Origin of the sequence: Bacillus sp. FSL R9-9530 (genome assembly GCF_038008145.1) — a bacterium.
Taxonomy (GTDB): Bacteria; Bacillota; Bacilli; order Bacillales; family Bacillaceae_G; genus Bacillus_A; species Bacillus_A mycoides.
This window is the reverse complement of the sequence record NZ_JBBOYO010000001.1, coordinates 4,485,163-4,511,567: the sequence shown is the minus strand read 5'-3', so window position 1 is coordinate 4,511,567 and position 26,405 is coordinate 4,485,163. Positions and strand designations below refer to the sequence as shown.

At 36.6% G+C, this 26,405-nt stretch carries 28 protein-coding genes and 1 pseudogene; 12 read left to right on the top strand and 17 right to left on the bottom strand.

From position 1 onward, the window contains the following. The first annotated feature begins 38 nt into the window (after window positions 1-38). The gene (locus tag MKX66_RS22680; protein WP_002034554.1) at window positions 39-752 is read left to right on the top strand and encodes a DNA alkylation repair protein; all 714 of its coding nucleotides are present in this window, start codon (window positions 39-41) and stop codon (window positions 750-752) included. A 345-nt stretch (window positions 753-1,097) separates the two neighbouring features. Next, entirely contained in the window at window positions 1,098-2,474 is a 1,377-nt protein-coding gene (locus MKX66_RS22675; RefSeq protein WP_002015863.1) for a glycine--tRNA ligase, read from the top strand. A gap of 39 nt (window positions 2,475-2,513) precedes the next feature. Here the strand turns inward: MKX66_RS22675 and MKX66_RS22670 are convergent, their stop codons facing one another. Then, window positions 2,514-2,897 carry a hotdog fold thioesterase gene (locus tag MKX66_RS22670; RefSeq protein ID WP_002034550.1) on the bottom strand — a complete coding sequence of 128 codons (384 nt, stop codon included), beginning with the start codon at window positions 2,895-2,897 and terminating at the stop codon, window positions 2,514-2,516. Between the two features lie 96 nt (window positions 2,898-2,993). On the opposite strand from MKX66_RS22670, the gene MKX66_RS22665 reads away from it, so the two are divergent. Then, window positions 2,994-3,737 (top strand): DUF3298 and DUF4163 domain-containing protein, encoded by a 744-nt coding sequence (locus tag MKX66_RS22665; RefSeq protein WP_002089296.1) that lies wholly within the window; start codon window positions 2,994-2,996, stop codon window positions 3,735-3,737. A gap of 50 nt (window positions 3,738-3,787) precedes the next feature. After that, entirely contained in the window at window positions 3,788-4,381 is a 594-nt protein-coding gene (locus MKX66_RS22660) for a biotin transporter BioY (RefSeq protein ID WP_002015867.1), read from the top strand. Window positions 4,382-4,426: 45 nt separating this feature from the next. Here MKX66_RS22660 and galU read toward each other — a convergent pair whose 3' ends face one another. Together galU and MKX66_RS22650 are read right to left on the bottom strand one after the other, a co-directional pair. Beyond that, window positions 4,427-5,314, bottom strand: a complete 888-nt coding sequence (galU, locus tag MKX66_RS22655; protein WP_002015869.1) for a UTP--glucose-1-phosphate uridylyltransferase GalU — start codon at window positions 5,312-5,314, stop codon at window positions 4,427-4,429. A 152-nt stretch (window positions 5,315-5,466) separates the two neighbouring features. After that, entirely contained in the window at window positions 5,467-7,191 is a 1,725-nt protein-coding gene (locus tag MKX66_RS22650) for a phospho-sugar mutase (protein ID WP_033709550.1), read from the bottom strand. 143 nt (window positions 7,192-7,334) lie between these two features. Between MKX66_RS22650 and cdaS the strand changes: the two genes are divergently transcribed. After that, the gene (cdaS, locus tag MKX66_RS22645) at window positions 7,335-7,940 is read left to right on the top strand and encodes a sporulation-specific diadenylate cyclase CdaS (protein WP_002034547.1); all 606 of its coding nucleotides are present in this window, start codon (window positions 7,335-7,337) and stop codon (window positions 7,938-7,940) included. A 168-nt stretch (window positions 7,941-8,108) separates the two neighbouring features. Here cdaS and pepA read toward each other — a convergent pair whose 3' ends face one another. The 5 genes from pepA to MKX66_RS22620 all read right to left on the bottom strand — a co-directional run bounded on the left by pepA (window position 8,109) and on the right by MKX66_RS22620 (window position 12,661). Beyond that, window positions 8,109-9,593: a cytosol aminopeptidase gene (pepA, locus tag MKX66_RS22640; protein WP_215590316.1), complete on the bottom strand. Its 1,485-nt coding sequence runs from the start codon at window positions 9,591-9,593 to the stop codon at window positions 8,109-8,111. 205 nt (window positions 9,594-9,798) lie between these two features. Next, window positions 9,799-10,425: a 3D domain-containing protein gene (locus tag MKX66_RS22635; protein ID WP_033709844.1), complete on the bottom strand. Its 627-nt coding sequence runs from the start codon at window positions 10,423-10,425 to the stop codon at window positions 9,799-9,801. Window positions 10,426-10,511: 86 nt separating this feature from the next. Then, complete coding sequence (locus MKX66_RS22630; RefSeq protein WP_002089308.1) at window positions 10,512-10,829, bottom strand: YuiB family protein; 318 nt, start codon at window positions 10,827-10,829, stop codon at window positions 10,512-10,514. Continuing rightward, a complete protein-coding gene (locus MKX66_RS22625; protein WP_002015875.1) occupies window positions 10,826-11,332 on the bottom strand; it encodes an NUDIX hydrolase in 507 nt (168 codons plus the stop codon). The genes MKX66_RS22630 and MKX66_RS22625 overlap by 4 nt, the downstream gene beginning before the upstream one ends. Window positions 11,333-11,452: 120 nt before the next feature. Further along, a complete protein-coding gene (locus MKX66_RS22620; protein WP_002067919.1) occupies window positions 11,453-12,661 on the bottom strand; it encodes an NAD(P)/FAD-dependent oxidoreductase in 1,209 nt (402 codons plus the stop codon). A gap of 464 nt (window positions 12,662-13,125) precedes the next feature. On the opposite strand from MKX66_RS22620, the gene MKX66_RS22615 reads away from it, so the two are divergent. The 3 genes from MKX66_RS22615 (at window position 13,126) to MKX66_RS22605 (ending at window position 16,193) form a co-directional block, all read left to right on the top strand. Then, window positions 13,126-14,115, top strand: coding sequence for an NAD(P)/FAD-dependent oxidoreductase (locus tag MKX66_RS22615; RefSeq protein ID WP_012261913.1), 990 nt, complete (start codon window positions 13,126-13,128; stop codon window positions 14,113-14,115). Window positions 14,116-14,293: 178 nt separating this feature from the next. Further along, window positions 14,294-14,770, top strand: a complete 477-nt coding sequence (locus MKX66_RS22610) for a GyrI-like domain-containing protein (protein WP_215590317.1) — start codon at window positions 14,294-14,296, stop codon at window positions 14,768-14,770. A 175-nt stretch (window positions 14,771-14,945) separates the two neighbouring features. Then, window positions 14,946-16,193, top strand: a complete 1,248-nt coding sequence (locus MKX66_RS22605; protein WP_201032012.1) for an MFS transporter — start codon at window positions 14,946-14,948, stop codon at window positions 16,191-16,193. A 17-nt stretch (window positions 16,194-16,210) separates the two neighbouring features. Here the strand turns inward: MKX66_RS22605 and MKX66_RS22600 are convergent, their stop codons facing one another. Then, window positions 16,211-17,092 carry a helix-turn-helix domain-containing protein gene (locus tag MKX66_RS22600; RefSeq protein ID WP_215590318.1) on the bottom strand — a complete coding sequence of 294 codons (882 nt, stop codon included), beginning with the start codon at window positions 17,090-17,092 and terminating at the stop codon, window positions 16,211-16,213. 232 nt (window positions 17,093-17,324) lie between these two features. On the opposite strand from MKX66_RS22600, the pseudogene MKX66_RS22595 reads away from it, so the two are divergent. Next, window positions 17,325-17,783 (top strand): annotated as a pseudogene (locus MKX66_RS22595) (DUF523 domain-containing protein); the annotation flags it as partial. 31 nt (window positions 17,784-17,814) lie between these two features. Here MKX66_RS22595 and MKX66_RS22590 read toward each other — a convergent pair. From MKX66_RS22590 to MKX66_RS22565, 6 genes are all read right to left on the bottom strand, one after another. Further along, complete coding sequence (locus MKX66_RS22590) at window positions 17,815-18,168, bottom strand: YxeA family protein (RefSeq protein ID WP_002191062.1); 354 nt, start codon at window positions 18,166-18,168, stop codon at window positions 17,815-17,817. 376 nt (window positions 18,169-18,544) lie between these two features. Next, entirely contained in the window at window positions 18,545-18,736 is a 192-nt protein-coding gene (locus MKX66_RS22585; RefSeq protein ID WP_215590320.1) for a hypothetical protein, read from the bottom strand. An 87-nt stretch (window positions 18,737-18,823) separates the two neighbouring features. Further along, on the bottom strand, window positions 18,824-19,582 hold the full coding sequence (locus MKX66_RS22580) for a hypothetical protein (RefSeq protein ID WP_002015896.1): 759 nt from the start codon (window positions 19,580-19,582) through the stop codon (window positions 18,824-18,826). Between the two features lie 268 nt (window positions 19,583-19,850). Then, window positions 19,851-20,204, bottom strand: coding sequence for a HesB/IscA family protein (locus MKX66_RS22575; RefSeq protein ID WP_002034566.1), 354 nt, complete (start codon window positions 20,202-20,204; stop codon window positions 19,851-19,853). Window positions 20,205-20,245: 41 nt separating this feature from the next. Next, complete coding sequence (gene dapF / locus MKX66_RS22570) at window positions 20,246-21,112, bottom strand: diaminopimelate epimerase (protein WP_002015893.1); 867 nt, start codon at window positions 21,110-21,112, stop codon at window positions 20,246-20,248. Window positions 21,113-21,440: 328 nt separating this feature from the next. After that, window positions 21,441-21,680, bottom strand: a complete 240-nt coding sequence (locus tag MKX66_RS22565; RefSeq protein ID WP_002015892.1) for a YuzB family protein — start codon at window positions 21,678-21,680, stop codon at window positions 21,441-21,443. A gap of 428 nt (window positions 21,681-22,108) precedes the next feature. Between MKX66_RS22565 and MKX66_RS22560 the strand changes: the two genes are divergently transcribed. The 3 genes from MKX66_RS22560 to MKX66_RS22550 all read left to right on the top strand — a co-directional run bounded on the left by MKX66_RS22560 (window position 22,109) and on the right by MKX66_RS22550 (window position 24,881). Continuing rightward, entirely contained in the window at window positions 22,109-23,179 is a 1,071-nt protein-coding gene (locus MKX66_RS22560; RefSeq protein ID WP_002015890.1) for an NAD(P)/FAD-dependent oxidoreductase, read from the top strand. Window positions 23,180-23,443: 264 nt separating this feature from the next. Next, on the top strand, window positions 23,444-24,103 hold the full coding sequence (locus MKX66_RS22555) for an ABC transporter ATP-binding protein (protein WP_002191064.1): 660 nt from the start codon (window positions 23,444-23,446) through the stop codon (window positions 24,101-24,103). Beyond that, window positions 24,087-24,881, top strand: a complete 795-nt coding sequence (locus MKX66_RS22550; protein WP_002191065.1) for an ABC transporter permease — start codon at window positions 24,087-24,089, stop codon at window positions 24,879-24,881. The genes MKX66_RS22555 and MKX66_RS22550 overlap by 17 nt, the downstream gene beginning before the upstream one ends. 50 nt (window positions 24,882-24,931) lie before the next feature. On the opposite strand, the gene phnA is transcribed toward MKX66_RS22550, so the two are convergent. Beyond that, window positions 24,932-25,273 carry an alkylphosphonate utilization operon protein PhnA gene (phnA, locus tag MKX66_RS22545; protein WP_002089332.1) on the bottom strand — a complete coding sequence of 114 codons (342 nt, stop codon included), beginning with the start codon at window positions 25,271-25,273 and terminating at the stop codon, window positions 24,932-24,934. Window positions 25,274-25,554: 281 nt separating this feature from the next. After that, window positions 25,555-26,328: a DUF2628 domain-containing protein gene (locus MKX66_RS22540; protein ID WP_044439506.1), complete on the bottom strand. Its 774-nt coding sequence runs from the start codon at window positions 26,326-26,328 to the stop codon at window positions 25,555-25,557. Window positions 26,329-26,405 lie beyond the last annotated feature (77 nt).

The following is a 26,405-nucleotide window of genomic DNA, read 5'->3' as shown; positions in this document are numbered from 1 at the left end:
ATAAGAAAAGAAAGATAATGAGAGAGGAGTACATACCTATGCATCCATTTGTAAAGGCATTACAAGAGCATTTTACAGCTCATCAAAATCCCGAAAAAGCAGAACCGATGGCACGTTATATGAAAAATCACTTCCCGTTTCTTGGTATTCAAACTCCTGAGAGAAGACAGTTATTGAAAGACGTAATTCAAATACATACTCTCCCAGATAAAAAGGACTTCCAAATTATCGTGCGTGAACTTTGGGACCTACCAGAACGTGAATTTCAAGCTGCCGCACTCGATATCATGCAAAAATATAAAAAACACATAAATGAAACTCACATCCCATTTTTAGAAGAGCTTATTGTCACAAAATCTTGGTGGGATTCTGTTGATAGCATCGTCCCTACATTTTTAGGTGCTATCTTTTTAAAACATCCAGAATTAATTTCTGCATATATTCCAAAGTGGATTGCATCAGAAAACATATGGTTACAACGTGCCGCTATTTTATTCCAGCTAAAATATAAACAAAAAATGGATGAAGAACTCCTTTTCTGGATTATCGGACAACTACATTCCTCAAAAGAATTTTTCATTCAAAAAGCAATCGGCTGGGTCCTTCGCGAATATGCAAAAACAAAACCAGATGTAGTATGGGAATACGTTCAAAACAACGAACTTGCCTCGCTTAGTAAACGCGAAGCAATTAAGCACATTAAGCAAAATTACGGAATAAATAACGAAAAAATAGGCGAAACTCTATCCTAGGTGGGCACGTTCCTCTATTGAGATTTAAAAAAGAACGTGTTAAAATATGTTCATTATTATTAATATAAGTAGCGATGACGGACTTATAAGTACTTGCATAAAAAGCGATTCAGGGATAGTGAAAGCCTGAAGCTGCGAGGAAACGGCAGTCTCGAGCAATACGTGATAAAGTGGATGCACATTTTGTGTATCAACTAGGGTGGAACCGCGGGCAAACGCTCGTCCCTAGGCGATTAAGCCTTGGGATGAGCGTTTTTTTATGTTTTTTAAAGCATATATTGCTCGTTTCCAAAGTACCCATCACGTCATCGCAAATACGTTAACTTTCAAAAGGAGGATTTTATTATGTATTCAATGGAACAAGTTGTAAACTTAGCGAAACATCGCGGTTTCGTTTTCCCTGGTTCTGAAATTTACGGTGGTCTTGCAAACACATGGGATTACGGTCCACTTGGAATCGAATTAAAAAATAACGTCAAAAAAGCTTGGTGGAAAAAATTCATTCAAGAATCTCCACACAACGTTGGTTTAGATGCTGCTATTTTAATGAACCCAAAAACTTGGATCGCTTCTGGTCACGTTGGTAACTTTAATGATCCAATGATCGACTGTAAAAAATGTAAAGCTCGTCACCGTGCTGACAAATTAATTGAAGATGCATTAGACGCAAAAGGTATCGAAATGGTCGTTGACGGTCTTACTTTCGACCAAATGGCTGACTTAATGAAAGAACATGAAGTAAAATGCCCAGATTGCGGTAGCCAAGAATTCACGGAAATCCGTCAGTTCAACTTAATGTTCAAAACATTCCAAGGTGTTACAGAGTCTAGCACAAACGAAATCTTCCTTCGTCCTGAAACAGCACAAGGTATTTTCGTAAACTTTAAAAACGTACAACGCTCTATGCGTAAAAAACTTCCATTTGGTATCGGCCAAATCGGTAAAAGTTTCCGTAACGAAATCACACCTGGTAACTTCACATTCCGTACACGTGAATTCGAACAAATGGAACTTGAATTCTTCTGTAAGCCTGGTGAAGATTTAGAGTGGTTCGCATTCTGGCGTGAAACTTGTAAAAACTGGTTACTTTCACTTGGTATGACTGAAGAAAGCATGCGTCTTCGTGACCACGGTGAAGACGAATTATCTCATTACAGTAACGCAACAACTGATATTGAATTCAGATTCCCATTCGGTTGGGGCGAACTATGGGGCGTTGCATCTCGTACAGACTTCGATTTAAAACGTCATATGGAACACTCTAACGAAGACTTTAACTATATCGATCCACAAACGAATGAGCGTTACGTGCCTTACTGCATCGAGCCATCTCTAGGTGCAGACCGTGTAACATTAGCATTCTTATGTGATGCATATGAAGAAGAGCAATTAGAAAACGATTCTCGTACAGTTCTTCGTTTCCACCCTGCTTTAGCACCATATAAAGCAGCTATCTTACCATTATCTAAAAAGCTATCTGAAGGTGCTACTGAAGTATTCGCAGAACTAGCTAAAGACTTCATGGTAGACTTTGATGAAACTGGTTCTATCGGTAAACGTTACCGTCGTCAAGACGAAATCGGTACTCCATTCTGTATCACATACGACTTCGACTCTGTTGAAGACAAAGCTGTTACAGTACGTGACCGTGACACAATGGAACAAGTTCGTATGCCAATTAGCGAACTAAAAGGTTTCTTAGAGAAGAAAATCCAGTTCTAATTATAAAAAAAGAGGCTGCTCATCAGAGCTGCCTCTTTTCTATTTTTCACGTTTTTCTTTAATTGCTACTGTACATCTTGATATGCATAGTAACTCATCATTTTCATCAATGATGCGAATATCCCAAACCATTGTCGATTGTCCTCTATGTATCGGTGTTCCAATTGCTGTTACAATTCCATCTTGCTTTGAGCGAATATGATTTGCATTAATTTCTAATCCGAAACAAATACATTTTTCTTGATCAATTAAATTGTATGAGCCAACACTTGCCACAGTTTCTGCTAATGCAACAGATGCACCACCGTGTAAAAATCCAAACGGCTGATGCGTGCGTTCATCAACAGGCATTGTAGCAACTACTTTATCCTCTGTCATTTCTAACAACTCAATTCCAAGCGAATCCATTAAAGTTTTTGACATATCGTTTTCAACCTCTCTCCCTTTAGATCAAATGTATAATTTTACCTGTTTAATTTCAAACTACCTATAACACTTATATAAGGAGGTTTCACCTAAATGAAACAGAAATTTTGTATACTATTGCTTATGTTCTCCTTGCTGACTATTGTACCAAATTGTGCAATAGCAGCCAAAGCATCCAACCTGACAATCAATGTTAAGACTGTAACGCAAAAAGGTAAGAAACCTTATATAGAATATCAAATTAATAGGCCTTCCTTTCACAACTTTTCTGATTCGAAATTTCAAAATAAGCTGAATTCCTATTACAAAAACTCTACTACTAAATTTAAAAGTAAATTAGAAAAAGAAGCGAAGAAATATTATGAAGAAACAGAAGGATCTAGCACACCTTTTCATCCATACGTTGCAAATGTTGACTATAAAGTAGCTTTAAACAAACCACCTTTCCTAAGTCTATATGTGAATTACTATCAATATACAGGCGGAGCGCACGGACTGTATACGTGGAAGGCAAATACATTTGATTTAAACGAAAAAAAATTATTACACTTAGACGATTTATTTCAACAAGAGGATAAATATAAAGAAATAATTCGCACAGAGATTGTAAGACAAATTAAACAAAATGAAAGCATTTATTTTCCTGATGCAGTCGAAAAAGTAACGAGCACTAAAAAGTTTCACTACTTTTTAGAACCCGATAATCTTGTGATTTATTTCCCTTTATATGAAATTGCTCCTTATTCAAGCGGAATTCCGCAGTTTCGTATTCCATACACATTGCTTAGAGACTATTTAAAGCCTTCTTATCAAAATATTTTGATTGACAACAAGTAAATATTTTCGCTACGATAATGTTAACCTAAACACAACTGGAGGTTAACATTATGAAGAAGCTTCATGTTTTAGATTTAGCATTAGCTGCCATGTTCGTCGCTCTTATGGCTATTGGTGCAAATATTGTATCGTGGGCACCATTCTTACAAATAGCGGGCATTCCATTATCTATGCAACCATTTTTCGCAATTTTAGCAGGTCTTCTTCTCGGGAGTAGACTTGGGGCATTATCAATGACTGTTTACATGCTTGTTGGAGTAGCAGGTGCGCCAATCTTCGCTAACTTCAAAGCTGGATTTGGAGCACTTTTAGATCCTACTGGTGGTTTTATTATCGCATTTATTATCGTTGCTTACGTATCAGGAAAACTAGTAGAACAAAAAGAACGACCAACATTCAGCACCTTTGCAATTTCTTCTTTCGTCGGAATCATTTTAACGTATATTATCGGTACTACTTATATGTACGGGGCAGTCAATATTTTCATGGGTGGTAATATGAGTTATAAAGCTGCCTGGATGATTATGATGTGGTTCGCAGTAAAGGATATTGCGTTTACAATTATCGGCGCCATTATCGCACCTCGCATATACTATGCTGTACGTCGTTCTGCTTATCAGCATTCTCATTCGACGATTTCATAATAAACAAGGAGCTGTTCCTATAGGAACAGCTCCTTGTTTATTATATTAAGACTCTTGCTTCATTTGCTCGTCTAAAACTTTCTTCATCATTACTAGCATATCATCACGTAATTCTGGGTGCTGCAATGCCATTTCAATTGTCGTTTGAACGAATCCTAATTTTTCACCAACGTCATAACGCTTTCCTTCAAAATCATATGCAAATACACGTTGAATTTCATTTAAGCTTTGAATTGCATCCGTTAACTGAATTTCGCCACCCGCTCCAACTTGTTGCTGTTCCAAGAACATAAAGATTTCAGGAGTTAAAATGTAACGTCCCATAATCGCTAAGTTTGAAGGCGCAGTACCTTGCGCTGGTTTTTCAACGAATTTACGAACTTGATAACGACGTCCCTCTTGCTCTAACGGATCAATAATTCCGTAGCGATGTGTTTCTGCTTCAGGAACAGTTTGTACACCAATAACAGAAGAAAGTGTTTTGTCATACTCGTCCATTAATTGACGTAAACATGGTTTTTCAGCTTGAACGATATCATCGCCTAATAATACTGCAAACGGCTCATCACCAATGAATTTACGTGCGCACCAAACAGCATGTCCTAATCCTTTTGGTTCTTTTTGTCGAATGTAATGGATATCTACCATTTTAGAAGAAGCTTGTACTTTTTCAAGTAACTCATACTTTTTCTTCTCTAATAAGTTTTGCTCTAATTCAAATGCGTTATCAAAATGATCTTCGATAGAGCGCTTTCCTTTACCAGTAACGATAATAATATCTTCGATGCCTGATTTTACTGCTTCTTCTACGATGTATTGAATTGTTGGTTTATCTACAATTGGAAGCATTTCTTTTGGCATTGCTTTCGTTGCTGGTAAAAAGCGTGTTCCTAATCCCGCTGCCGGGATAATTGCTTTTCTCACTTTTTTCATGACAAATACCCTCGCTTTTCATTCTAATTCTCTTAGTAAAGTGCAAATTTATAACACTCGCTCGTAATAATCCTCTACATCAAACAAAACTACAAGAAAAGAGGAGGCCGTTCTCCGTTCTCCTCTTTTCCTATCAGTAGCATTCTATTCTATTATAAACGATTCATAATATCTTCTTTAATAGTAAGTAACTTTTGTTCACTATTTTGTAAGGAATCATCTTGTACACCAAAGTAGAATTTAATTTTCGGCTCTGTTCCAGATGGACGTAAGCAGAACCAAGAACCATCTTCTAATTGATATTTTAACACATTTGATTTCGGTAAGTGAATCTCTTCCTTATTTCCATCTTGTAACGTTGTAATGATGCTTTCTTTATAATCCTCAACTGCAACGACTGTTAAACCAGCTACTTCTTTCGGAGGATTCTCACGGAATGTTGCCATCATCTTTTGAATCTGTTCGGCACCATCTTTTCCTTTTAACGTTAACGATACAAGGTCCTCACGGAAGAACCCATACTTCTTAAATACTTCTAGCAGACCATCGTATAACGTTTTACCTTGTGATTTGTAGTATGCAGCTACTTCACATGCAAATAGGACGGATTGCACCGCGTCTTTATCACGGCAGAATGGACGGATTAAATAACCGTAGCTTTCCTCATAACCGAATTGGAATTCATATTGTCCGCTTTCTTCATACTGTTTAATTTTTTCACCGATAAATTTAAATCCAGTTAACGTATCAACTGTATCTAAACCGTATGCTTTTGCGATTGTACGGCCAATTTCAGACGTTACGATTGTTTTTAAAACAACACCGTTTTCTGGAAGCGTTCCGTTTTCCTTCTTTTGTGATAATAAGTAATCAAGCATTAACGCACCTGTTTGGTTACCAGTTAATACTTGGAACTCACCATCATGATTGCGAACTGCTACACCTAGACGGTCTGCATCAGGATCTGTTGCGATTAACACATCTGCGCCTACTTTTTCACCGTCGCGAATTGCATACTCAAACGCTGCATGCTCTTCTGGGTTTGGTGATTTTACTGTAGAGAAATTTGGATCTGGTAACTCTTGCTCTTTTACAACTGTTACATCTGTAAATCCAACTTCTTCTAAACCACGGCGTACCGAAATATTTGATGTTCCATGCAATGGTGTAAAGACGATTTTCAAATCTTTTCCTACTTCTTTCACCATCTCTTTATTAATAATGACATTGTTCAATTCTGCTGCATACGCATCATCTACTTCTTGTCCAATTATATGTAATAAACCGTCAGCTTTTAATTGCTCAACATCAGCAACTTCAACTGTTAATTCATTCTCTACTGCATTTACGTAGCTAATTAACTCATCAGCTTCCTTTGGAGGCAACTGGCCACCATCTTCACCATATACTTTATAACCGTTATATTCGGGCGGATTATGGCTTGCCGTAAGAACGATTCCACTTGCTGTATGTAAATGACGAACTGCGAAAGAAAGCACTGGTGTTGGACGTAAGCTTTCAAATACATATGTTGTAATACCGTGTGCACCAAGAGTAGCAGCTACTTCCATTGCGAATTCAGGTGATTTATGACGAGAATCATACGCGACAACAACACCGCGTTTTTTCGCTTCTTCACCTAATTTTTCAATAAACATAGCTAATCCTTTTGTTGCTTTACGAACTGTATATACATTTAAACGGTTCGTACCAGCACCAAGTTCACCACGCATACCACCTGTTCCGAACTCTAGATTTTTATAAAAGCTATCCTCGATTTTCTTCTCATCTTGCTTCATGTTTTCTAGCTGTTCTTTTAATTCTGCGTCTAATTCTGCATATGAAAGCCAGCGACTAAATTCTTGTTTCCAATTCATACTTCCATCTCCTCTCGCCTGTCGTACCTTCATTATATGAAAAAAACAACCTGAATCTCAATATTTTTTAAAATCTAGCAGGATTTTACTATAAATATTTGTATACACTATGGTTAAATACTCCACCAAAGGGAATGAGGATTATGCAAGAATGGGGCTTGTCAGAAGAGCTCAAAATAAAAACAAAGCAGATGATTGAAATTGCTGAAAAAGAATTATCAAACATGAAGCATGCAATCGATAAAGAAGATGAATGTATTTTATGTAAAATGGAAGATATTCATCATATGCTAACAAATGTACAAACGTTAGCAGCTACATATTATATTCAAGCATATTTATCACCTTATACGGAAAGTTCACATTTCATCACTACAGCTGTCCAACATTTAAGCGCTCGAAAACACGGTGCTCTTATTATTGTGGAACGAAGTGACGCTCTTGAGTCTTTCATTCAAACTGGAACGACATTAAACGCACACTTAACCGCGCCACTACTTGAATCGATTTTTTATCCAGGGAACCCTCTTCATGACGGAGCCGTTCTCATTAAAAATAATCATATTGTCTCAGCAGCTAATATTCTCCCATTAACAAAAAGCATGGAAATCAATCCTGAGCTAGGAACACGTCATAGGGCTGCAATTGGCTTATCCGAGAAAATTGATGCACTTATATTAGTTGTCTCTGAGGAAACAGGGCGTACTTCATTCGCTTTAGGTGGGACGTTATATACGATTTCTTTATAGGACGAATCTTTAGCTATGTAGCACTTTTTGGAACGGTAAAATAGTAAATGAAATTATATTAACCGTAACTCCAAATATATCGACTTACCGACAAAAACTGACAATAGTCATACCATATCAATAAGAAAAGGCTATCCCAAAAATTTGAGACAGCCTTTTCTTCAAAAATTATTCTTCTCCGAAACGCTCAACAAGTGTTGCAAGTGTACGCACCATTGCACCTGTTGCTCCAGATGGTCCTAAATCATGTGCTCCTGATGTTTCAGATGTTCCAGCGATGTCTAAGTGTACCCATGGTGTTTCTTCTGCAAATTCACCAAGGAATGCCCCAGCCATAACCGCATGTCCTTCACGGCCTGGTGAGTTATTTAAATCAGCAAATTTACTGTTTTTGACACGTTCTTTATCACGTTCAAAAATCGGCAATTGCCAAATTGGCTCATCCGTTTCCATAGAAGCCTCTAACACTTGTTCAAACAATTCTTCATTATTTGTCATCGCGCCTGTTGTATGATTTCCAAGTGCAACAATTACACCGCCTGTTAATGTTGCAACATCAACTAAGTAATTTGCGCCAAGTTTCTTCGCATACGTAATACCGTCAGCTAACGCTAGGCGACCTTCTGCATCTGTATTTAATACTTCAATTGTTTTTCCGCTCATAGATGTAATAACATCATCTGGCTTAAATGCTGTACCACTTACAACGTTGTCAGTTGATGGAATAACAGCAATTACATTTTGCTCTGGGCGAAGTTCACCGATGATCTCCATCGCGCCAAGAACAGCTGCAGCTCCGCCCATATCACCTTTCATACCAACCATGCCTTCACGTGGTTTTAAAGAATAACCGCCTGTATCATATGTAATCCCTTTTCCAACAAATCCAATTACATCTTTCCACTCTTCTTTTCCTTTATAAATAAGAGCGATCATTTTTGGCGGTTCAGTAGATCCTTGGTTTACTGCAAGTAATGCACCCATACCAAGCTCTTCCATCTCTTCTTTCTCAAGAACCTTATAATCCATATCGTATTTTTCTGCTAATTCAACTGCATACTCAGCAAGCTTTGTCGCTGTTAATACGTTTGGCGGCATATTTACAAGCGTACGAGCTGAATTCGTTGCACGTCCATGTACGTATCCTACCGTTAATGCTGCTTCAATTTCTTGTGCATCTTCTGCTGTAATAGCCGTAAACTTCTCTAATTCTACACGATCCTTTTTATCTGATTTATACGTTTGTAATTCATATGTACCAAGACCTTGTACTTCTGCCGCAATATGAGCTACATCAATCGCATCTAATTTATCTGTCACGAAAGAATCAAGTAAGATTGCTGCATCTTGTACTTTTGCTGCTTGTAACGCTTTAAACGCCTTACCAAGAGCAGCACGTAACGTTTCCGTTGTATATGACTCTTTCTTACCTAAACCAACAAAATAATAACGTTTAACATTTGTTTTTCCTAAGCTATGTACTTTTGAAATGGCTTTCTTCTTAGTTGAAAGTTCTTTTTCTTCTAATAAAACTTGTAATTGTCCTTCAAACACTTTATCCAGTTCTTGTACAAAGCTACTCTTTTTATCTTCTTCAAATAAGGCAACAATTACCGCTTCATGACTTACTAATTCTTTTTGTACTCGAAACATGTTCAGACCCCCTAAATTTCTCTACGTCCATTATAACTTTATTTTCGATAAAATGCGACAATTCTAAATTCTGTTATTTCATATAAAGTGAAACTTTAATCAGTGGGGGTTTTACCGGCCGCAAATAGCAGGATAAAGATACTATCTCCAATATCTTCTATGGTGAAATAAGACAAGAAAAAAGTCTAGCGTTATTACCACTAGACTATCTTTGTTTTAAATATTGTCCACGAAACACTTGCATCGTTTCGTCTTGATTTAACATCGTTAACTCTTCTTCCGAAAACTTGCCATTTCCTATTTTCACTATATACACATTTACTTTTTTCTTACCCCATTGGCTATAAACATCTTTCACCGTATCATAATATAAATCGAGACGATTTCCTTTTATAGCACCGCCCTTATCAGCTACAACACCATATCCGTAACCTGGCACGAATAGAATTGTCCCAAGCGGGAATACGCGTAAATCGGCAGCGATTGTGGAATATAAATCCCTTTTTGCTTTAACACCTGAATATGTAATGCCATACTCTGGATGCCCCGGCCTCTTTCCAGTTGACTCTATACCTGATGTATAACCAGTTGCAGTCATTTCTATAACACGATATTTAGACCAGTCATTTGCCTGCTCTAAAGCATTTATCACTTCTTTACTCGGAGCAATTTTTTTCTCAATTTCTGCTGCATGTACTTCTTTTACACTTGTTCCTTCATATGATTTTATAATCTCTACTAAAGAAACTCCTGTGAAAGCCTGCCATGTTACGCATAATGCGAATGCAAGTAAACAAGTCATCATAATGCGAATACAATATCGTTTTAACATTTTTATATTCCACACTCCTTCATCGTTAATCATTCCCTATACGATGAAGGAATATGCAAAAAAATAATCTCCAAATTGATTGGAGATTAAAACATTTGATATCCACTTTTCCGAAGTTTTTTAATTATAATTCCTGCTAAAGCAGCACCTACTAATCCAGTAGATAGAATAAACACATCTGCGTGTCCTAAATGCGATACACTTGTCCCAAATGAAGAAAATGTTTCTTTTGGCTTTGAAAAATAGTCCCATACACTCGCTTTATTAATAATAAGCATACAAATAATCGGATATACAATAACCATTACCCACGTAGCTCGCAAAATCATGTTGAGTAAAAATCCAATTCCAAAAAATAAAATAAAGAACAACATCATTGAAATAAGTAGTACCGGTATACTCACTTCTTCTCCCTCTCCTTCGCATACGCCGTAAACACATGATAAGCCGTATAACCAAATTGCTCTCCTGGATTTAATGTTTTGTCCATTTCAAAATGCGACTCTGCTCTTCCTTCTAATAAATATTTGATGAGTACAGAAGTATTTTGATCATCTGCAATATTTTCTGGATGTAAAAAAGCTACTTCCGACAATTCTTTCTCCTGTACGATAACGTCTTCTCCCTCTGGCTCTAGAAGAAAAATAATCATATTATCACTAATTTCATTATGAATAACACCTGAGCGAATACCAATAATCCCCTTTACATGAGCAACAATGCCTGTCTCTTCCAAAATTTCACGTTTCACAGCTTCATCAACAGTCTCGCCTTCATTAACAAAACCAGCAGGTAAAGACCATTGCCCTTTCAATCCACCGTATTTTTTCTTAACGAATAGCCATCTTCCATCTTCTGTAGCTACTAAGCCACTGACAGCTAACCACACTTTCCCTCGCTTCCCCATGATATAACCTCCTCCATCAAAACGAACAGAATATTCTTTCTTTTTTATATATTATACTATATTTTCAATACGAAAAAAGCAGAAACAGCTCATAGCCGTTTCTGCTTTTTCTACTATATATTAAAAGAACTTCAATTTACCTTTTTTAAGAACTAATAAAGGTCCGCCTAGTAAGAATAAGTAACGGTTGTCGATTACTTTCTTCATGAATGAAGCTTTCCAACCTGTTAACTTTTTACCCATAACAACGCCCATTGCATCGTCATGACCTAATGAACATACAGATCCTTTATTATCAAATGCGAACTTTTTCATTTCACCTTTGCCGCGAACTAACACAGTTAAATTGTGTGCAATATTATAACCTTCTTGAATTGCAATCTGTGCTGTTGGTGGGTATGGACGGTTAATCTCTTCGTTGATGATTAACGCTGCATCACCAACCATGAATACATCTTCATGACCTGGAGCGTGCATGTACTCATCCACTTTAATACGTCCGCGCATTGCTTCAAATCCAGACTCTTCCACAATACCATTACCACGAACACCTGCAGCCCAAACTACAGTTTCAGATTTAAGAAGTTCAGCATCATCACCGTTGGCAACGATAATACCTTCTTCAGTTGCTTCCTTAATTGCTGTACCGATGCGGAATTCTACACCTTTTTTCTCAAGTTGTTTTACAGCGTACTCTACTAATGCTGGATCGAAACCAGGAAGTGCTGTTGGAGCAGCTTCTACACAGATGATACGTGCTTTTTCACGTGGAACATCGTACTCTTTGCAAAGTTCAGGAATACGGTTTGCAAGCTCACCTACGTACTCGATACCCGTAAATCCAGCGCCACCAACAACGATTGTTACTAACTCATCACGTTTTTCAGTCGCATATTGAGCGAATTTTTCTTCCATATGCTCACGAATTTGACGAGTTGCATTAATGTTAGTGATTGAGAATGCATGCTCTTTTAATCCTTTAATTCCAAACGTTTCTGATTCGAAACCAAGACCGATTACTAAGTAATCATACTCTAATTCACCATCTTTTAAGATAATACGTTTTTCAGCAGCTTTAATCTCTACTACTGTATCTTGTACAAAGTTCACTTTATTTGTATCGATAACGTCTTGAATATCTAGACAGATTTTATCATCTTGTAATGTACCAGCTGCACTCTCATGTAACCAAGTTGCTTGGTAGTGATAGCTGTTGTTGTTTACTAACGTAATTTCAGCTTCACTTACAGATAATGTTTTTTGCAGACGAACAGTCGTAATCATCCCGCCATAACCTGCACCTAAAACTACGATTTTTGGAGTCTTCACTAAATCACAACCCTTTTCTTTATATAATAGTAATAAAAAATAATACCAAGTACTAAAAACTCTATTTGTCAAGAATGTGGAATTTATCACATTCTATATCATAACAAAACGCAGTCAAAAAATCGTACGAAATTTGTCATAGAAATTTAACATAATACTTCCCTATATTAGTCGGTTTCATTCCATAATTCAAGCACCTAGAGAATTATCAATATTTTAAAATAACATAGCGTTTTCAAGGGTTTTTCAGCCTTTTTTTCATGTATTTTCCTTTCGCTATATTTTATACAATTCTAAAACATCTATGCGCAAACTTACTTATTATTCAGTCGTTTTCAGAAGTATTATTAACTGAAATATGCTATCATTTATTTGAAAGTGTCATCATTTGCAGGATTTTCATGTACATATGAACAATATATGAAATCAATATTAAAATTCCATCATCTATAGGGGGAATGAAAATGACAGAAAATCAAAAAGTTTACGACATAACGATTATTGGTGGTGGCCCAACAGGACTATTCACCGCATTTTATGGCGGAATGAGACAAGCAAGTGTAAAAATTATCGAAAGCTTACCTCAACTTGGAGGGCAATTATCCGCGCTATATCCCGAAAAATATATTTATGATGTAGCTGGATTCCCAAAAGTGCGCGCACAAGAGTTAGTTGATAACTTAAAAGAACAAATGAAAAAGTTCGATCCAACCGTTTGCTTAGAAGAAGCTGTTGATACTCTTGAAAAACAAGCTGACGGTATATTTAAGCTTGTTACAAATAAACAAACTCACTACTCTAAATCTGTCATTATTACTGCTGGTAATGGTGCGTTCCAGCCACGCCGCTTAGAATTAGAAGGCACAGCAAAATATGAAAAGAAAAACTTACATTATTTCGTTGATGATATGAATAAATTTGCTGGAAGACGCGTCGTTGTATTCGGCGGTGGTGACTCAGCAGTAGATTGGACAATGATGTTAGAACCGATTGCGGACAAAGTTACAATTGCTCATCGCCGCGATAAATTCCGTGCACATGAACATAGCGTAGAAAGCTTAATGAATTCCCGTGCAGAAGTAAGCACACCTTACGTTCCAGTTGAACTTATCGGTGATGATACTATTGAACAAGTTGTTCTTCAGCACGTAAAAACAGAAGAAAAAATTATCATCGATGTTGATGACGTAATCGTAAACTACGGCTTCGTTTCTTCACTTGGTCCAATTAAAAATTGGGGCTTAGATATTCAAAAAAACAGCATCCTCGTGAACTCAAAAATGGAAACAAATATTCCTGGCATTTACGCTGCTGGTGACATTTGTACATATGAAGGAAAAGTAAAACTCATTGCTTGCGGCTTTGGTGAAGCACCGACAGCAGTAAACAATGCAAAAGCTTACTTCGATCCAAACGCAAAACTTCAACCAATGCATAGCTCAAGCATGTTTTAATATAGAAATGAAAAGAACTCCTTTTACATGAAAGGAGTTCTTTTGTTATAAAGATCCCTAATCCAAATTACCTCTCTTTCTTCACAGCTATGTACTTTAGAAAAAAATACCACATATTCCTAAAATATGTTACAATGAAACAGAACGTACGTTTCATTCAATGGAGGGGAATTTTATAATGAAAGAACCTATTATCATTAAGAAAGAAGCTTTCCAAGCAATCGGCGTTTCTATTACGACGACAAATGAAAAAGAGGCATCTACTGAAGGAAAAATCCCAGGGCTTTGGAACCAATACTTCCAAGAACAAATCATGCATCACATCCCAAATCAACAAACAAAAGAAACATTCGCTTTCTACTCAAACTATGAATCAGATGAAACTGGTACATATCAATTTACTATTGGCATGCCTGTTTCTTCATTAGAAGACGTTCCTGAAAATATGACAGCCTTAAGAATACCTACTGCAACGTATGCGGTATTTACAACGAGAAAAGGTCCTGTGTCTGAAGTCATTTGTGAAACTTGGGAATATATTTGGCAATGGTCGAAAGAAAACAAACGTGCTTTTACAACAGACTTTGAGCTTTATGACGAAAATGCAGTAGATCCAAATAACGTACAAGTGGATATTTATATTGCTTTAGCGTGAATGACAAAAAAGAAGATACCCTTTGGTATCTTCTTTTTTGTCGTTAAATAGCCACTGTGCAAATTCATTATTATTGTCTACAATGAGAAAGTGCAGTATAGAAATATTAGAAACTGTATAAAACGATTGTTAATAGGTTTTTCAGTCTAAATTTGGTACATAGAAAGGAAGCAATATGGAGGAACTACAACAAAATAAATCTGCTTTAGAAGGAAGCGGAAAACCGTTATTAAAAAATACGAACTTCCTTTTTCTTTGGGCAGCTACTCTCTTTTCAAGTTTTGCTTTAGCCTTTTTTACTTTTTCACAAACATGGTACATAGCAAAAACATTAAACCTTGAGGCTTCACTCGGTATTGTTTTCGTGGCTCTTAGTGTTCCAAGACTCATCTTTATGATTATCGGCGGTGCATTAGCTGATAAATTCCCGAAAAAAAATATTATGTTTTACTCTAATATTATTCGCGCTATTCTTGTCGCAACCATTCTCACCTGGTTCATCGTCGGTGATGTAACACTATATACATTTGCTTTGTTCGCTTTGTTCTTCGGACTTGCTGACGCTTTCTTCTGGTCAGCAGATGGATCTATTCTGCCTGAACTTGTAGAAAAAAGCCGTTTAACACAAGCAAATTCACTTACTCAAATGACAAACCAAGGATCGGTCATCTTGGGCCCTGTACTTGGCGGTATTCTCATTAAATTTACGAACTATGAAACAATCTTTTCAATTACAATCCTGCTACTCATTATCGCTGCGATACTCGTTCAAAAAATACAATTTACAGTACCCGAAAAAAATGAAACAGATAAAGGCATGTTTACTTCTATTAAAGAGGGAATTTTATATGTAAAAGAATCACCATTTCTTTCAACTTTCCTTATATGTAGCGCCTTTTTAAATTTATTTTTAATCGGCCCAATGCAAGTAGGCTTCCCGCTCTTCGTCAAAAACGTTCTGCACGGTGATTCACTTCAGTTTAGTTACTTAGAAGCGTCTGTTGGCGGCGGGATGGCGATAGGAGCTGTCATTGTCGGATTAAAAAACATTAACCGCAGACGTGGTCTATTTTGTATTATCATGATGCTACTGTCTGGTATATTCTTCCTAGCCATCAACTTTAGCACCGTACTTTGGCAAGCGTTATTAGCTGGAATGTTTTACGGTATTACAATTGCGATGGCTATCGTTCCACTTATGGCAATGATTCAATCAACAGTAAAAGAAGAGATGATGGGACGCGTTATGAGTTTACTCATGCTTTCATCGATGGGATTCATTCCGCTCTCTTACGCATTTACATCGCTTGCACTTGGGATAGGCATTCCAATTGTAACGGTTATGAAAAGCGGTGCAATCGCTGTTATCGTCTTTGTACTATTTGTAGCAATTCGTGTTCCAGTTGTAAGAAAGTTCGATTAGCTACTTGGAGTCATGTATTATACGCATGGCTCTTTTTTAAATGGATCGAATAACGGTATTCCCTTACTTCTCCTTAATGCCGCTCCCCACTCTAATCCAATTTCTAAAAATAAATCTCGCATCGTACTATACAATAATGCGCCAACATCTTTACGAATTTCTCCGTACTTATACGCTCTCACAACACTTTTCACCCGCCAAATTAAATTTCCATACGCTTCTTCATCAGCTAATATTCCCTCTAATAAAGCACCTTGCTCTAGTAATCCGCTCTTTTTATAAGCAAGTTCTACCTTACTCCAAAATATATTAATCTTCTTCGGATTACTCGTCATCGGCACCAGTGCATATATAAAAGGCTTCGGTATATCGTGACGACAATACGTTTCATCAAGCTCGTACGTTACTTTTCTTTTATCTTTTATTTGTGGAATGTTTTTAGAAAGAATTGTTTCCCCCTCATTTTTTTGCTCGTTTCCACTACAGCCATCTGTACGATCATCACTTTCACATGCGGACATTTTCATACGGTCATCCATGCGGTCAATTGCAGATTTAAGAAATACATATAAGTTTGCACTATATCCCCCGCGCTTATATCTTTCTTTTGTTGCAATACGTTTTATAATCCCTAGTTCTTCTAACTTTGCAATCGAGCGGCGTACCGTACGAATACTCTTTCCAACATTTGTAGCAATCGTCTCCATTAACGGACAAGCAACTCCCACTGTTTTCTGTTTCTCATTCACTGCATACTTTCCTAAAAAATGAATAATGATAGAATCCGTTTTATTCAATTGAAATCGATAGCACTTCAAAACTTGTTTTTGATATGTATTAAACTCTTCTTTACTTCGAAATTGACTATATGGTTTCATTAAATTATATAAGCTTCCCATTTTTATCACCTCACTTATAGGTAAGAAATAGGAAGAGAAATTGGCGTGATATTTAATATTTTTTATCCCGCATTAACGGGCAGTAAGACTCCCACCTCCAGATTCGGCGAATGCGATGAGGTTAGGTGGGAGATCAACTGCCCGTAAAAGCCCGATTGGTGCGGGCTAATAATCAGTGGGGGATGGACAAAACCCCCACTGATTAAAATTTCACTTTATTGGAGATGAAAATATGATTGTAATTAGTGCTTGTTTAGGTGGTATTGCTTGTCGGTATGACGGTAACGATAATCTCGTTTCACAAATAGAAGAGTTATTACAGAGGGAAGATACCATCCTTGTTTGTCCCGAAGTATTAGGCGGTTTACCAACACCACGCCCTTCTGCTGAAATTATCGGCGGTAATGGCGATGATGTTTTAGATGGAAAAGCAAAAGTAATGACGAAAGAAGAACAAGATGTCACGGAAGCTTTCGTGCGTGGTGCTTATAAAGCATTAGAACAAATAAAAGATTTAAACCCAGAATATATAATTTTAAAAGAACGCAGTCCATCTTGTGGTAGTTCTACTATTTACACAGGGGAATTTAACGGCAATAAACAAACTGGTTACGGAGTGACAACTGCTTTATTTAAAAGACACGGATTTAAAGTCATTTCAGAAGAGGATTTTGAAAGTAAAAAAAGGAATTGCCCCTGTTCGTCAATTCCTTTTTTCTGTCTTATTTCGCACCTAGTTTTTCTTTCACTTTCGCTGGAAGCTCGTCCTTTTTCACTTCTTCCCAAGCTGTTACACCTTTTTTATCTGAGTGGTATACGCGTAGGAATGCTTCTTTACGAAGATTTTTTTGCGCTATGAATTCTAATTCTTTCTCTTTACCATCTTTATCAAAACCAGTTAGTTTATATTCGTAATCTTTATACGGCTGACCATTATCAGCTTTACCATTATATTCTTTTCCATCTACTGTAATTTGAACGTAATACTCATCTTTACCCATACGGTTTAAATCACAGCCAACTAACAAACTTGCGAATACAACTAAAATACTAAAAAGTGCAATATATCTTTTCATTTCCTTCACCTCATATGTTTTTCTTATATTGTTATCTTAAAGCCTAAGCTTTAAAGAAGAAATTCAAAAACATGACATGAACATTACACTTTTGTAAGATAGTAAATTAAAACTTTAATCAGTTTTTTTCATTGAAAACGTTATTGACACTCATCTAGCCTAGTCATGACAATCTATTAACGCCAATTTTTCCACTTGTCACGAATCTTATCACGTAATTTCCTTATACCGCTTATTACACCTTCTATTACGCACTCTATTATGATATCAATTATAAGGTAACTTACGAATCTAATTATAGGTTTAATTACATATCTCCTTACGAATTCAAAAATATCGTCAATCTTGCGTCCCCTCCCGCTCGTACAAAGAACTGCTACTTCCGATTCATTTTGCGCAATCTACGTTCTGTTACAACCGCTGCGCCTACTGCAGTAGCTATCAACAAAAATAGTACGGCGATAGCGTCCACAATGAGGCTATTGAATTTGGATGAAACCCCAACAAATACTAACGCTATCGTTAATACTGCTAGCATAATTATCGTTATCTTATCTTCGTTCATCATTGTCCTCTCCGATTACTCACGGTTCTCTCTCCAAGACTTTATAAAGCCACCGACAACTTTACTGCAATTGTTCCCGTAATTAATTTATTATCGTTGTAATCCATCTTCTACTACCTGCGTAACAGTTCCATTCGGTTCGAATATTACACGTAATGTTCCTTCGCCGCCATAACCGGTATAGCCGTATACTGAATACGATTTATATTTCTCAATCATACGTGGCTGTCCAATCGCAGCTTTTACTTGATTCGCAGGCATACCTTTTTTGATTTTCAAATAGTGATTATAGTCTACTTCCGCCGAATCGTTATTTACATCTTTATACCACGGTACGCGGTCGTTTTTTTCTTCATATTCCTTTACAGGCTCTTCACTGCTTTTCGTAGATACCTGACTCTCTTTATCCGCATCCTTTATAGCAGTGCGTTCAATATTAACAACGTAACCATATGTATTTAATTCAACCATAATTTCATATGTACCATCCGTATCCTTTTCAGTATAAAACACGCGTTTTTCCTTGTTATTATAATTTTTTATGTTCTCACCGCCGTAGTCAATCGTATTAAGAATATCCGTATATGTCATGCCTTCCTCAATCTTTTCGGCTTCGTCGCGAGAAATATAACGCTTCTGTGATGACGGAGCGTCCTCATATTTAATGCTGTCACGTTCGCTCGTAGTCATAGGGGTTTCCTTCTGTTCTTTTAGTACTTCCGCTTCCGATTTCACCTGTTGCTTTGCTCCCGCTTTTGTTAACACGTCTGTATCGTTAGAACATGCTCCAAATATTGATGCTGTAACCAACGTCATCCCTAATACCAGTACTTTCTTAAATGACTTCATTGTAATTCCTCCGGTAGTTTTTAATTTCTAGTAATCAGCGTATTTTAATTAATATGGAACGAGTCAGTTCTATACAATTTGATATGGCCTGCACCTTCATGCATCCTCTTTATCCTTCTTCTTGCATATATTCGTTATCTTTGTCATGCTCTTTTTCTTTTTAGCGCAAAAGAAAAGACCTTCCTAACGATTTGGTTTCATCGCTAAGAAGGTCTTTATATGCAACCTACCCATTCAATTTCCACTTAGAATAAAGGGATGAAAAAACTTAGCAATCTTCTGGCTTACCAGCATTCGACGCTGTACGGAAAGATGATCCGCATCCACATGATGCGATCGCGTTTGGATTGTCGATTGTGAATCCGCCGCCAAGCATAGATTGCTTATAGTCAACTTTCACTCCCTTTACAATCGGAGCACTTTCTTTATCGATAACAAATTCAACACCGAAAAACTCAAGAACTGTGTCGTCTTCTTTTGGTTCTACTTCAAATCCTAAGCCGTAAGAAAGACCACTACATCCGCCGCCATGTACAGCAAGGCGCACGTACTTCTCTCCATCTTCAGCATCTTTTAACATATCTTTAATTTGAAAAGCTGCTTGTTCTGTTACTTCAATCATGAAATACACCATCCTTTCTGTTCTCATTCTATTATACATCTTTACGCTTCTATCTTGTACTCATACACTCCGCGGCAAATTATTTCCGCAGGTCCTTTCATTAATACATTTCCTTCTTCTGTCCATGCGATCATTAAGTCGCCGCCTGCTAAGTGAACCGTAATTTCTTTACCGTGTTCCATTTTCCCATTTAAAATTGCCGCAACGACAGCTGCGCATGCTCCTGTCCCGCAAGCTTGTGTTACACCAGATCCTCGTTCCCAAACGCGGAAATTCATCTCTTCATCATTCAAAATCTCGATGAATTCAACATTCACTCGCTCTGGGAACATTTCATGCGTCTCAAGAACCGGTCCTAACGTTGTAAGAGGCGCTTTTTCTACATCATCAACAAAAATAACCGCATGTGGATTCCCCATTGAAACAGCTGTAAATGCATAACGGTGATTATTGTATAAGAAGTTTTCACGAATAAATGGTGTTTCTCCTTCACCAAGCATCGGTATCTCTTCACGTGTTAAACGAGGTGCTCCCATATCGATTTTCGCTAATGTAACTTTGTCATCTTCTACCGTTACTTCTGCCGTAACAATACCAGCTAACGTTTCAATTGTGAAAACTTTACCTTCTACTAGTTTATGCTCATACGCATATTTCGCTACGCAGCGTAAACCATTTCCACAGCTCTTTCCTTCTGAGCCATCGTTATTAAACATGCGCATTTTTACTGGTGCCACGTCAGAAGGACAAATTAAAATCATTCCATCTGCACCAATACCAGTATTAATATTTGAAACCTTTTCCGCTACAATTGCTAAATCTTCTTCTCTAATTTGTTCTTCAAACATATTTACATATATATAACTATTTCCAAGACCATGCATTTTTGTAAAAGAAAATTGGCTCATTTTTATTCACTCCAAAAATAATTTATTATTTCAAGTATAAAATGCATGCTTTTAGAACACAATATGAATGTCCCCCGTTTCTCATATTTGACAGTGTTTTGGCAATAGGCCGTTCTTACACAAATCGTGTAAGAAAAAAGCCCTTCTAAAAGGGCTTTTTTTTTCGAAATAAACACTCCTAATAAAGTGAAACTTTAATCAGTCTGGGGACGGGCAACAGGGCTTCAACCTAACTTCTTTGCTTCAGCTGAATTTTGAGGTGGGAGTCTTACTACCCGCAAATAGCGGGATAAATGAAAAAAGAAAAACGTTGCCTGTTTGCAACGCTTTAAAACATTGGATTTTCATCCATATAATCATATACATTATTTACAAGTTCTTCTACTGTTGCACCTTGTACAACTTCACCATTTACAAGTGCAAATGGACCTTCAAAACAGATGCCACAATATCCTAAACAACCATATTCCATTACGTCTAAATTAGGATCTTTTTCTAATTTTTCTAAAGCTGCTTGCGAACCGCTTGCAAGGTTACCTACACAAAATTCGATTAATGGTTTAATCAAAACTCTCTCCCCCCTGTATCTCTAAACAAATTACCATTTACTTTATATGGTATGTGCATACCTAATTTGCGAAACGGATAAGTAACCCTCTCTACTTGTTACCATTCCACTTTATTTATAAGAAGAAAACTAAGCTGTTTCTTGTTGTTTTCGTTATATATTCTAAACTATTTAGTTACTTCACTATTTCACTTCATAATAGATGGTCTTCTTTATATAACATACTACTCATAATGAAATAGTAAATAGTAACTAGAAAATGAAAACCACTTACTTTACTTTTCTTCTTATTGTACAACAGAGTATTCATTCATGCATTGTTATTTGTTCACAAATTCGATATAATTTGATTGTGTAAAGTCAAAATATTTTATTAATATAAAATTGTATGATTAGGGGATATTTCAACAGAAAAGGGGTAATCCATCATGAAACACCTCGTACTACTAGGTGGTGGCTACGGTGGAATGAGAATTCTGCAGCGGCTACTTCCAAGCAACCAACTTCCAGATGATGTACAAGTGACATTAATCGACAAAGTACCATATCATTGCTTTAAAACTGAATATTATGCATTAGTTGCGGGTACAATTTCAGAAACGCATATTCGCATACCGTTTCCTGAGCACCCACGTCTCAATATTCAATACGGAACAGTAACAAATATTGACCTCGAAACGAAGGCCGTTCATCTCGATGGCGGTGAAACGATTCAATATGATGATTTAATTATCGGGCTTGGCTGTGAAGATAAATATCATAACGTTCCTGGGGCAAAGGAATATACACATAGCCTACAATCAATTGAACAAACACGTAAGACATATGAACAATTAAATAGCTTAGAACCAAATGCAACAGTAGCTGTCGTTGGGGCTGGTTTAAGCGGCGTTGAAGTGGCAAGTGAACTTCGCGAAAGCCGTTCAGATTTAAAAATCTATTTATTTGATCGAAAAGATAGAATTTTATTCCCATATCCAGAGAAATTAAGTAGATACGTAGAAGAATGGTTTGTAAAACATAAAGTTACCATTATACGAAACTCTAACATTACAAAAGTGGAACCAAACATTGTATACAACCATGATGAACCACTTGAATGTGATGCAATCGTCTGGACAGCTGGTATTCAAGCAAATGAAGTTGTTCGAAACCTTCCAGTAGAACAAGATGGTAGCGGACGGGTTGTTTTAACGAAATATCACAATATTCCAAATAACGAGCACGTTTATGTCGTAGGAGATTGTGCAGCACTTCCACACGCACCATCTGCTCAACTTGCTGAAGGTCAAGGAGAACAAATTGTCCAAATATTATTAAAACGTTGGAATAATGAACCCCTTCCTGATGAACTGCCTGTTATTAAATTAAAAGGTGTTCTCGGTTCTCTCGGCAAAAAACACGGATTTGGTTTACTAGCAAACCAACCATTAATGGGACGTGTACCGAGATTATTAAAATCCGGTCTTCTTTGGATGTATAAATATCATAACGGTTAATACTTTAAAGGCTGCCTACATAGTAGACAGCCTTTTTCTATTCATTTTTTGTAACTACTCAGTCATTCTATGAAAAAACCGACAGAAAAGCATTTTTTTAAATGGTCGAGAGGGACTGGCTATGTATAGGATCGGTCAGTGCCTTTTCCTGCCACGCGCAAAGTTTTAAAACAAAGAAAAAAGATGTTCCTTCTAAAGAGACTTTATTTTTCTATTTTTCTCCCTTTTTGATACGATATAACTAGAATCAGAAAGGAGCAATTTATGTTTATATTAAAAGACATCATATATAAAGATATTCTACACATTCCTTATTTACAGATTCAAAAAGAAAAAACAACTTGTATTATCGGTGAAAGTGGTAGTGGTAAAAGCACATTACTTCGCATGTTAAACGATTTACAATCACCAACATCTGGCACAATTGAATATAACGGAAAATCTATTTTAGATTATCCTCCCATTCAATTACGCCGTGAAGTTGTCATGCTCGGACAAACTCCGCCTATTTTTGATGGAACAATTAAAGATAATTTATTAATGGGACTTCGATTTTCTGAAAAGCCATTTCCAAATGACGACGCCCTGCAAGGCGCATTAACGACTGTTAGCCTAGATAAAAAATTAGAAGATAACGCCTCTTCTTTATCAGGTGGCGAAAAACAAAGACTTGCTTTCGCTCGTATTATACTAATGGATCCGCCCGTCTATTTATTAGATGAACCAACTTCGGCACTAGATGGTGACACAGAACGCCGCGTTATGAAACAATTCACTCTACTGGCAAGAGAAAAGAAAAAAACAGTTATCTTCATCACGCACTCGCAACAACTTCCAGAAGAAATCGCAGACGATATTATTGAAATTAGTAAAACAAACGGTGCAACTAGAAAGGAAGTGCTATCAATTGAAGGGCGTTATTGAACTACAAATTTGGCAACTTGCAGCTGCATATATTTTCATCCTTATTTTAATCGGGCTTGTGAAATTAAAAGGAATACCGCGTGAGAAACAAATTACAATTGCTACATTACGTATGACAATTCAGCTCGTACTAGTCGCATATGTTCTTACATACATATTTGAAAATAGTAATCCGTTTTATACAATAGCTCTCATTACTTCTATTACTACATTTGCGATTTTCAACATTTATAAACGAATAAACCTTCCTATGTCAAAAGAATTAAAACGAGTAGCCGCCCTCTCCATGATCGCTGGATCAATTGGCCCTCTTCTACTATTTATCTTTGTCATTATCGGACACGATCCTTGGTATGCTCCGCAATATATCGTTCCTATTGCCGGCATGCTAATCGGTAACGCTATGACAGGTATTTGCCTCGGGGCAAACACCTTTTTAAACAGTATGAAATCACAAAGAGACCATATTGAAGGTGCACTTATGCTTGGCGCAACTCCAAAACAAGCAGCTGCTCCGCTCATACGGGACGCTTTCGATTCTGCTATTTTACCAACAATTAATTCCATGGTCGGAATGGGAATTATAAGTCTTCCAGGCATGATGACAGGACAAATTTTATCCGGTGTATCACCATTTACAGCTATCCAATATCAAATTGCGATTATACTTGGCATTTCTGGAAGTACAGCTTTCTCTGTTATTATCTTCTTACAGCTTGGTTATAAAACGTTCTTTAATAAGCGGTGCCAGTTGAAAGAAGTTGAAGTACAATCATAAAAAAGACGCTCTGCAAGTTACTTACAGAGCGTCTTTTTTCTTTGCTAATCTTACGCTTTCTTAACGAACTGTGATTTTAACTTCATAGCTCCGAAACCATCGATTTTACAATCAATATCGTGATCTCCCTCAACTAGACGGATACTCTTTACTTTCGTACCAATCTTTACAACTGAAGAAGTTCCTTTTACTTTTAAATCTTTAATGACAGTAACAGCATCGCCATCTTGAAGAACGTTTCCGTTCGCATCTTTTACAACTTTTGCACCATCATTACTTTCAGCTTCCGCTTCTTGACCCCACTCATGGGCACATTCTGGACATACGAAAAGAGCGCCATCCTCATACGTATATTCTGAATTACATTTTGGACAATTTGGTAAAGTAGCCATAAATTCATTTCCTCCGTTCATTATTTATACGTAAAAATCAAAATTGATGTTTACATCTCGATAAATAAAATTTGTACAGCATTTCTTTATAGTGCCATAGTCTTACGTTATTGACAAGCCTACCTGGAATTCTCATTTTTTATTGTATTTTACAAAATTTCAATTCGTATGGTGTTTGTTTACTAATGTTTTTCTCTTCTTGTTACATATCCTTTCTCATAAATAAAAAGAAGAATCTTCATTAGACTCTTCTTTTTGCGATACATCATTATCTATTTATATTAATACCAGGCATTTTCTTCAATATAAAATTGATACTCTTCTGCTTCTTCTTCATTTAACTTTTTATCGTTTAAATAAATTTCTTTCCATTCAAATCTCTGTTTATCTAAATACACAGCGAACTTAATCTTTACATCCTTTTTTTCCTCATAATCATAACCAGTAAATTCTACTATATCAAAACGTCCTTCTTTTTTTACATACGTCCATTTTGGATCATCAGTAAAAACTTCCAATGTAATCCCTTCATCACTTAAACGAACTACATCTTTTATATTCGGTTCCGTCGGTAAATACGATAACCCATAACCAGCTGCACCAAATACTACAAATAATAACGCATTTAATCCAAGCATAATCCCAACATGAGTGCCACCCTTTGTTTGGAAGTAATAATTGTGTTGTGCATCAGATAACTCTTTTGCCTTATGTAAAACGCGAACTGTATGCTTGTAATATAAACGATTCCCTTGCCATCCAGTAAATAGCATAGTTCCGAAATAAACAATAAAATCGATCCACATCGGGATATCTATAAAAACAGAGGTAATTAAAGTAGGAACTCCTACTAATGCAATAATAATAAATAATTTATACATTTTGCGATAAGCTAACCACAATAATGGGAAGAAAAAGGCTATCCAGTTCCAACTATTTCCCTTCTCGGGATCTTTTGCTTTCCCCCACTTAAAGTCGTAATATGCAGTATTATTTCTCACAACTTTATGTAACTCTTTAGGAGCTATCGCTTCCTGTAAAACAGTGTCCTTCACGTACATCATCCTTCTCTTATTTCTATATAACTTTATTGTATATCTATAAAAAGAAGGAATCTAACAAAAAATAGTTA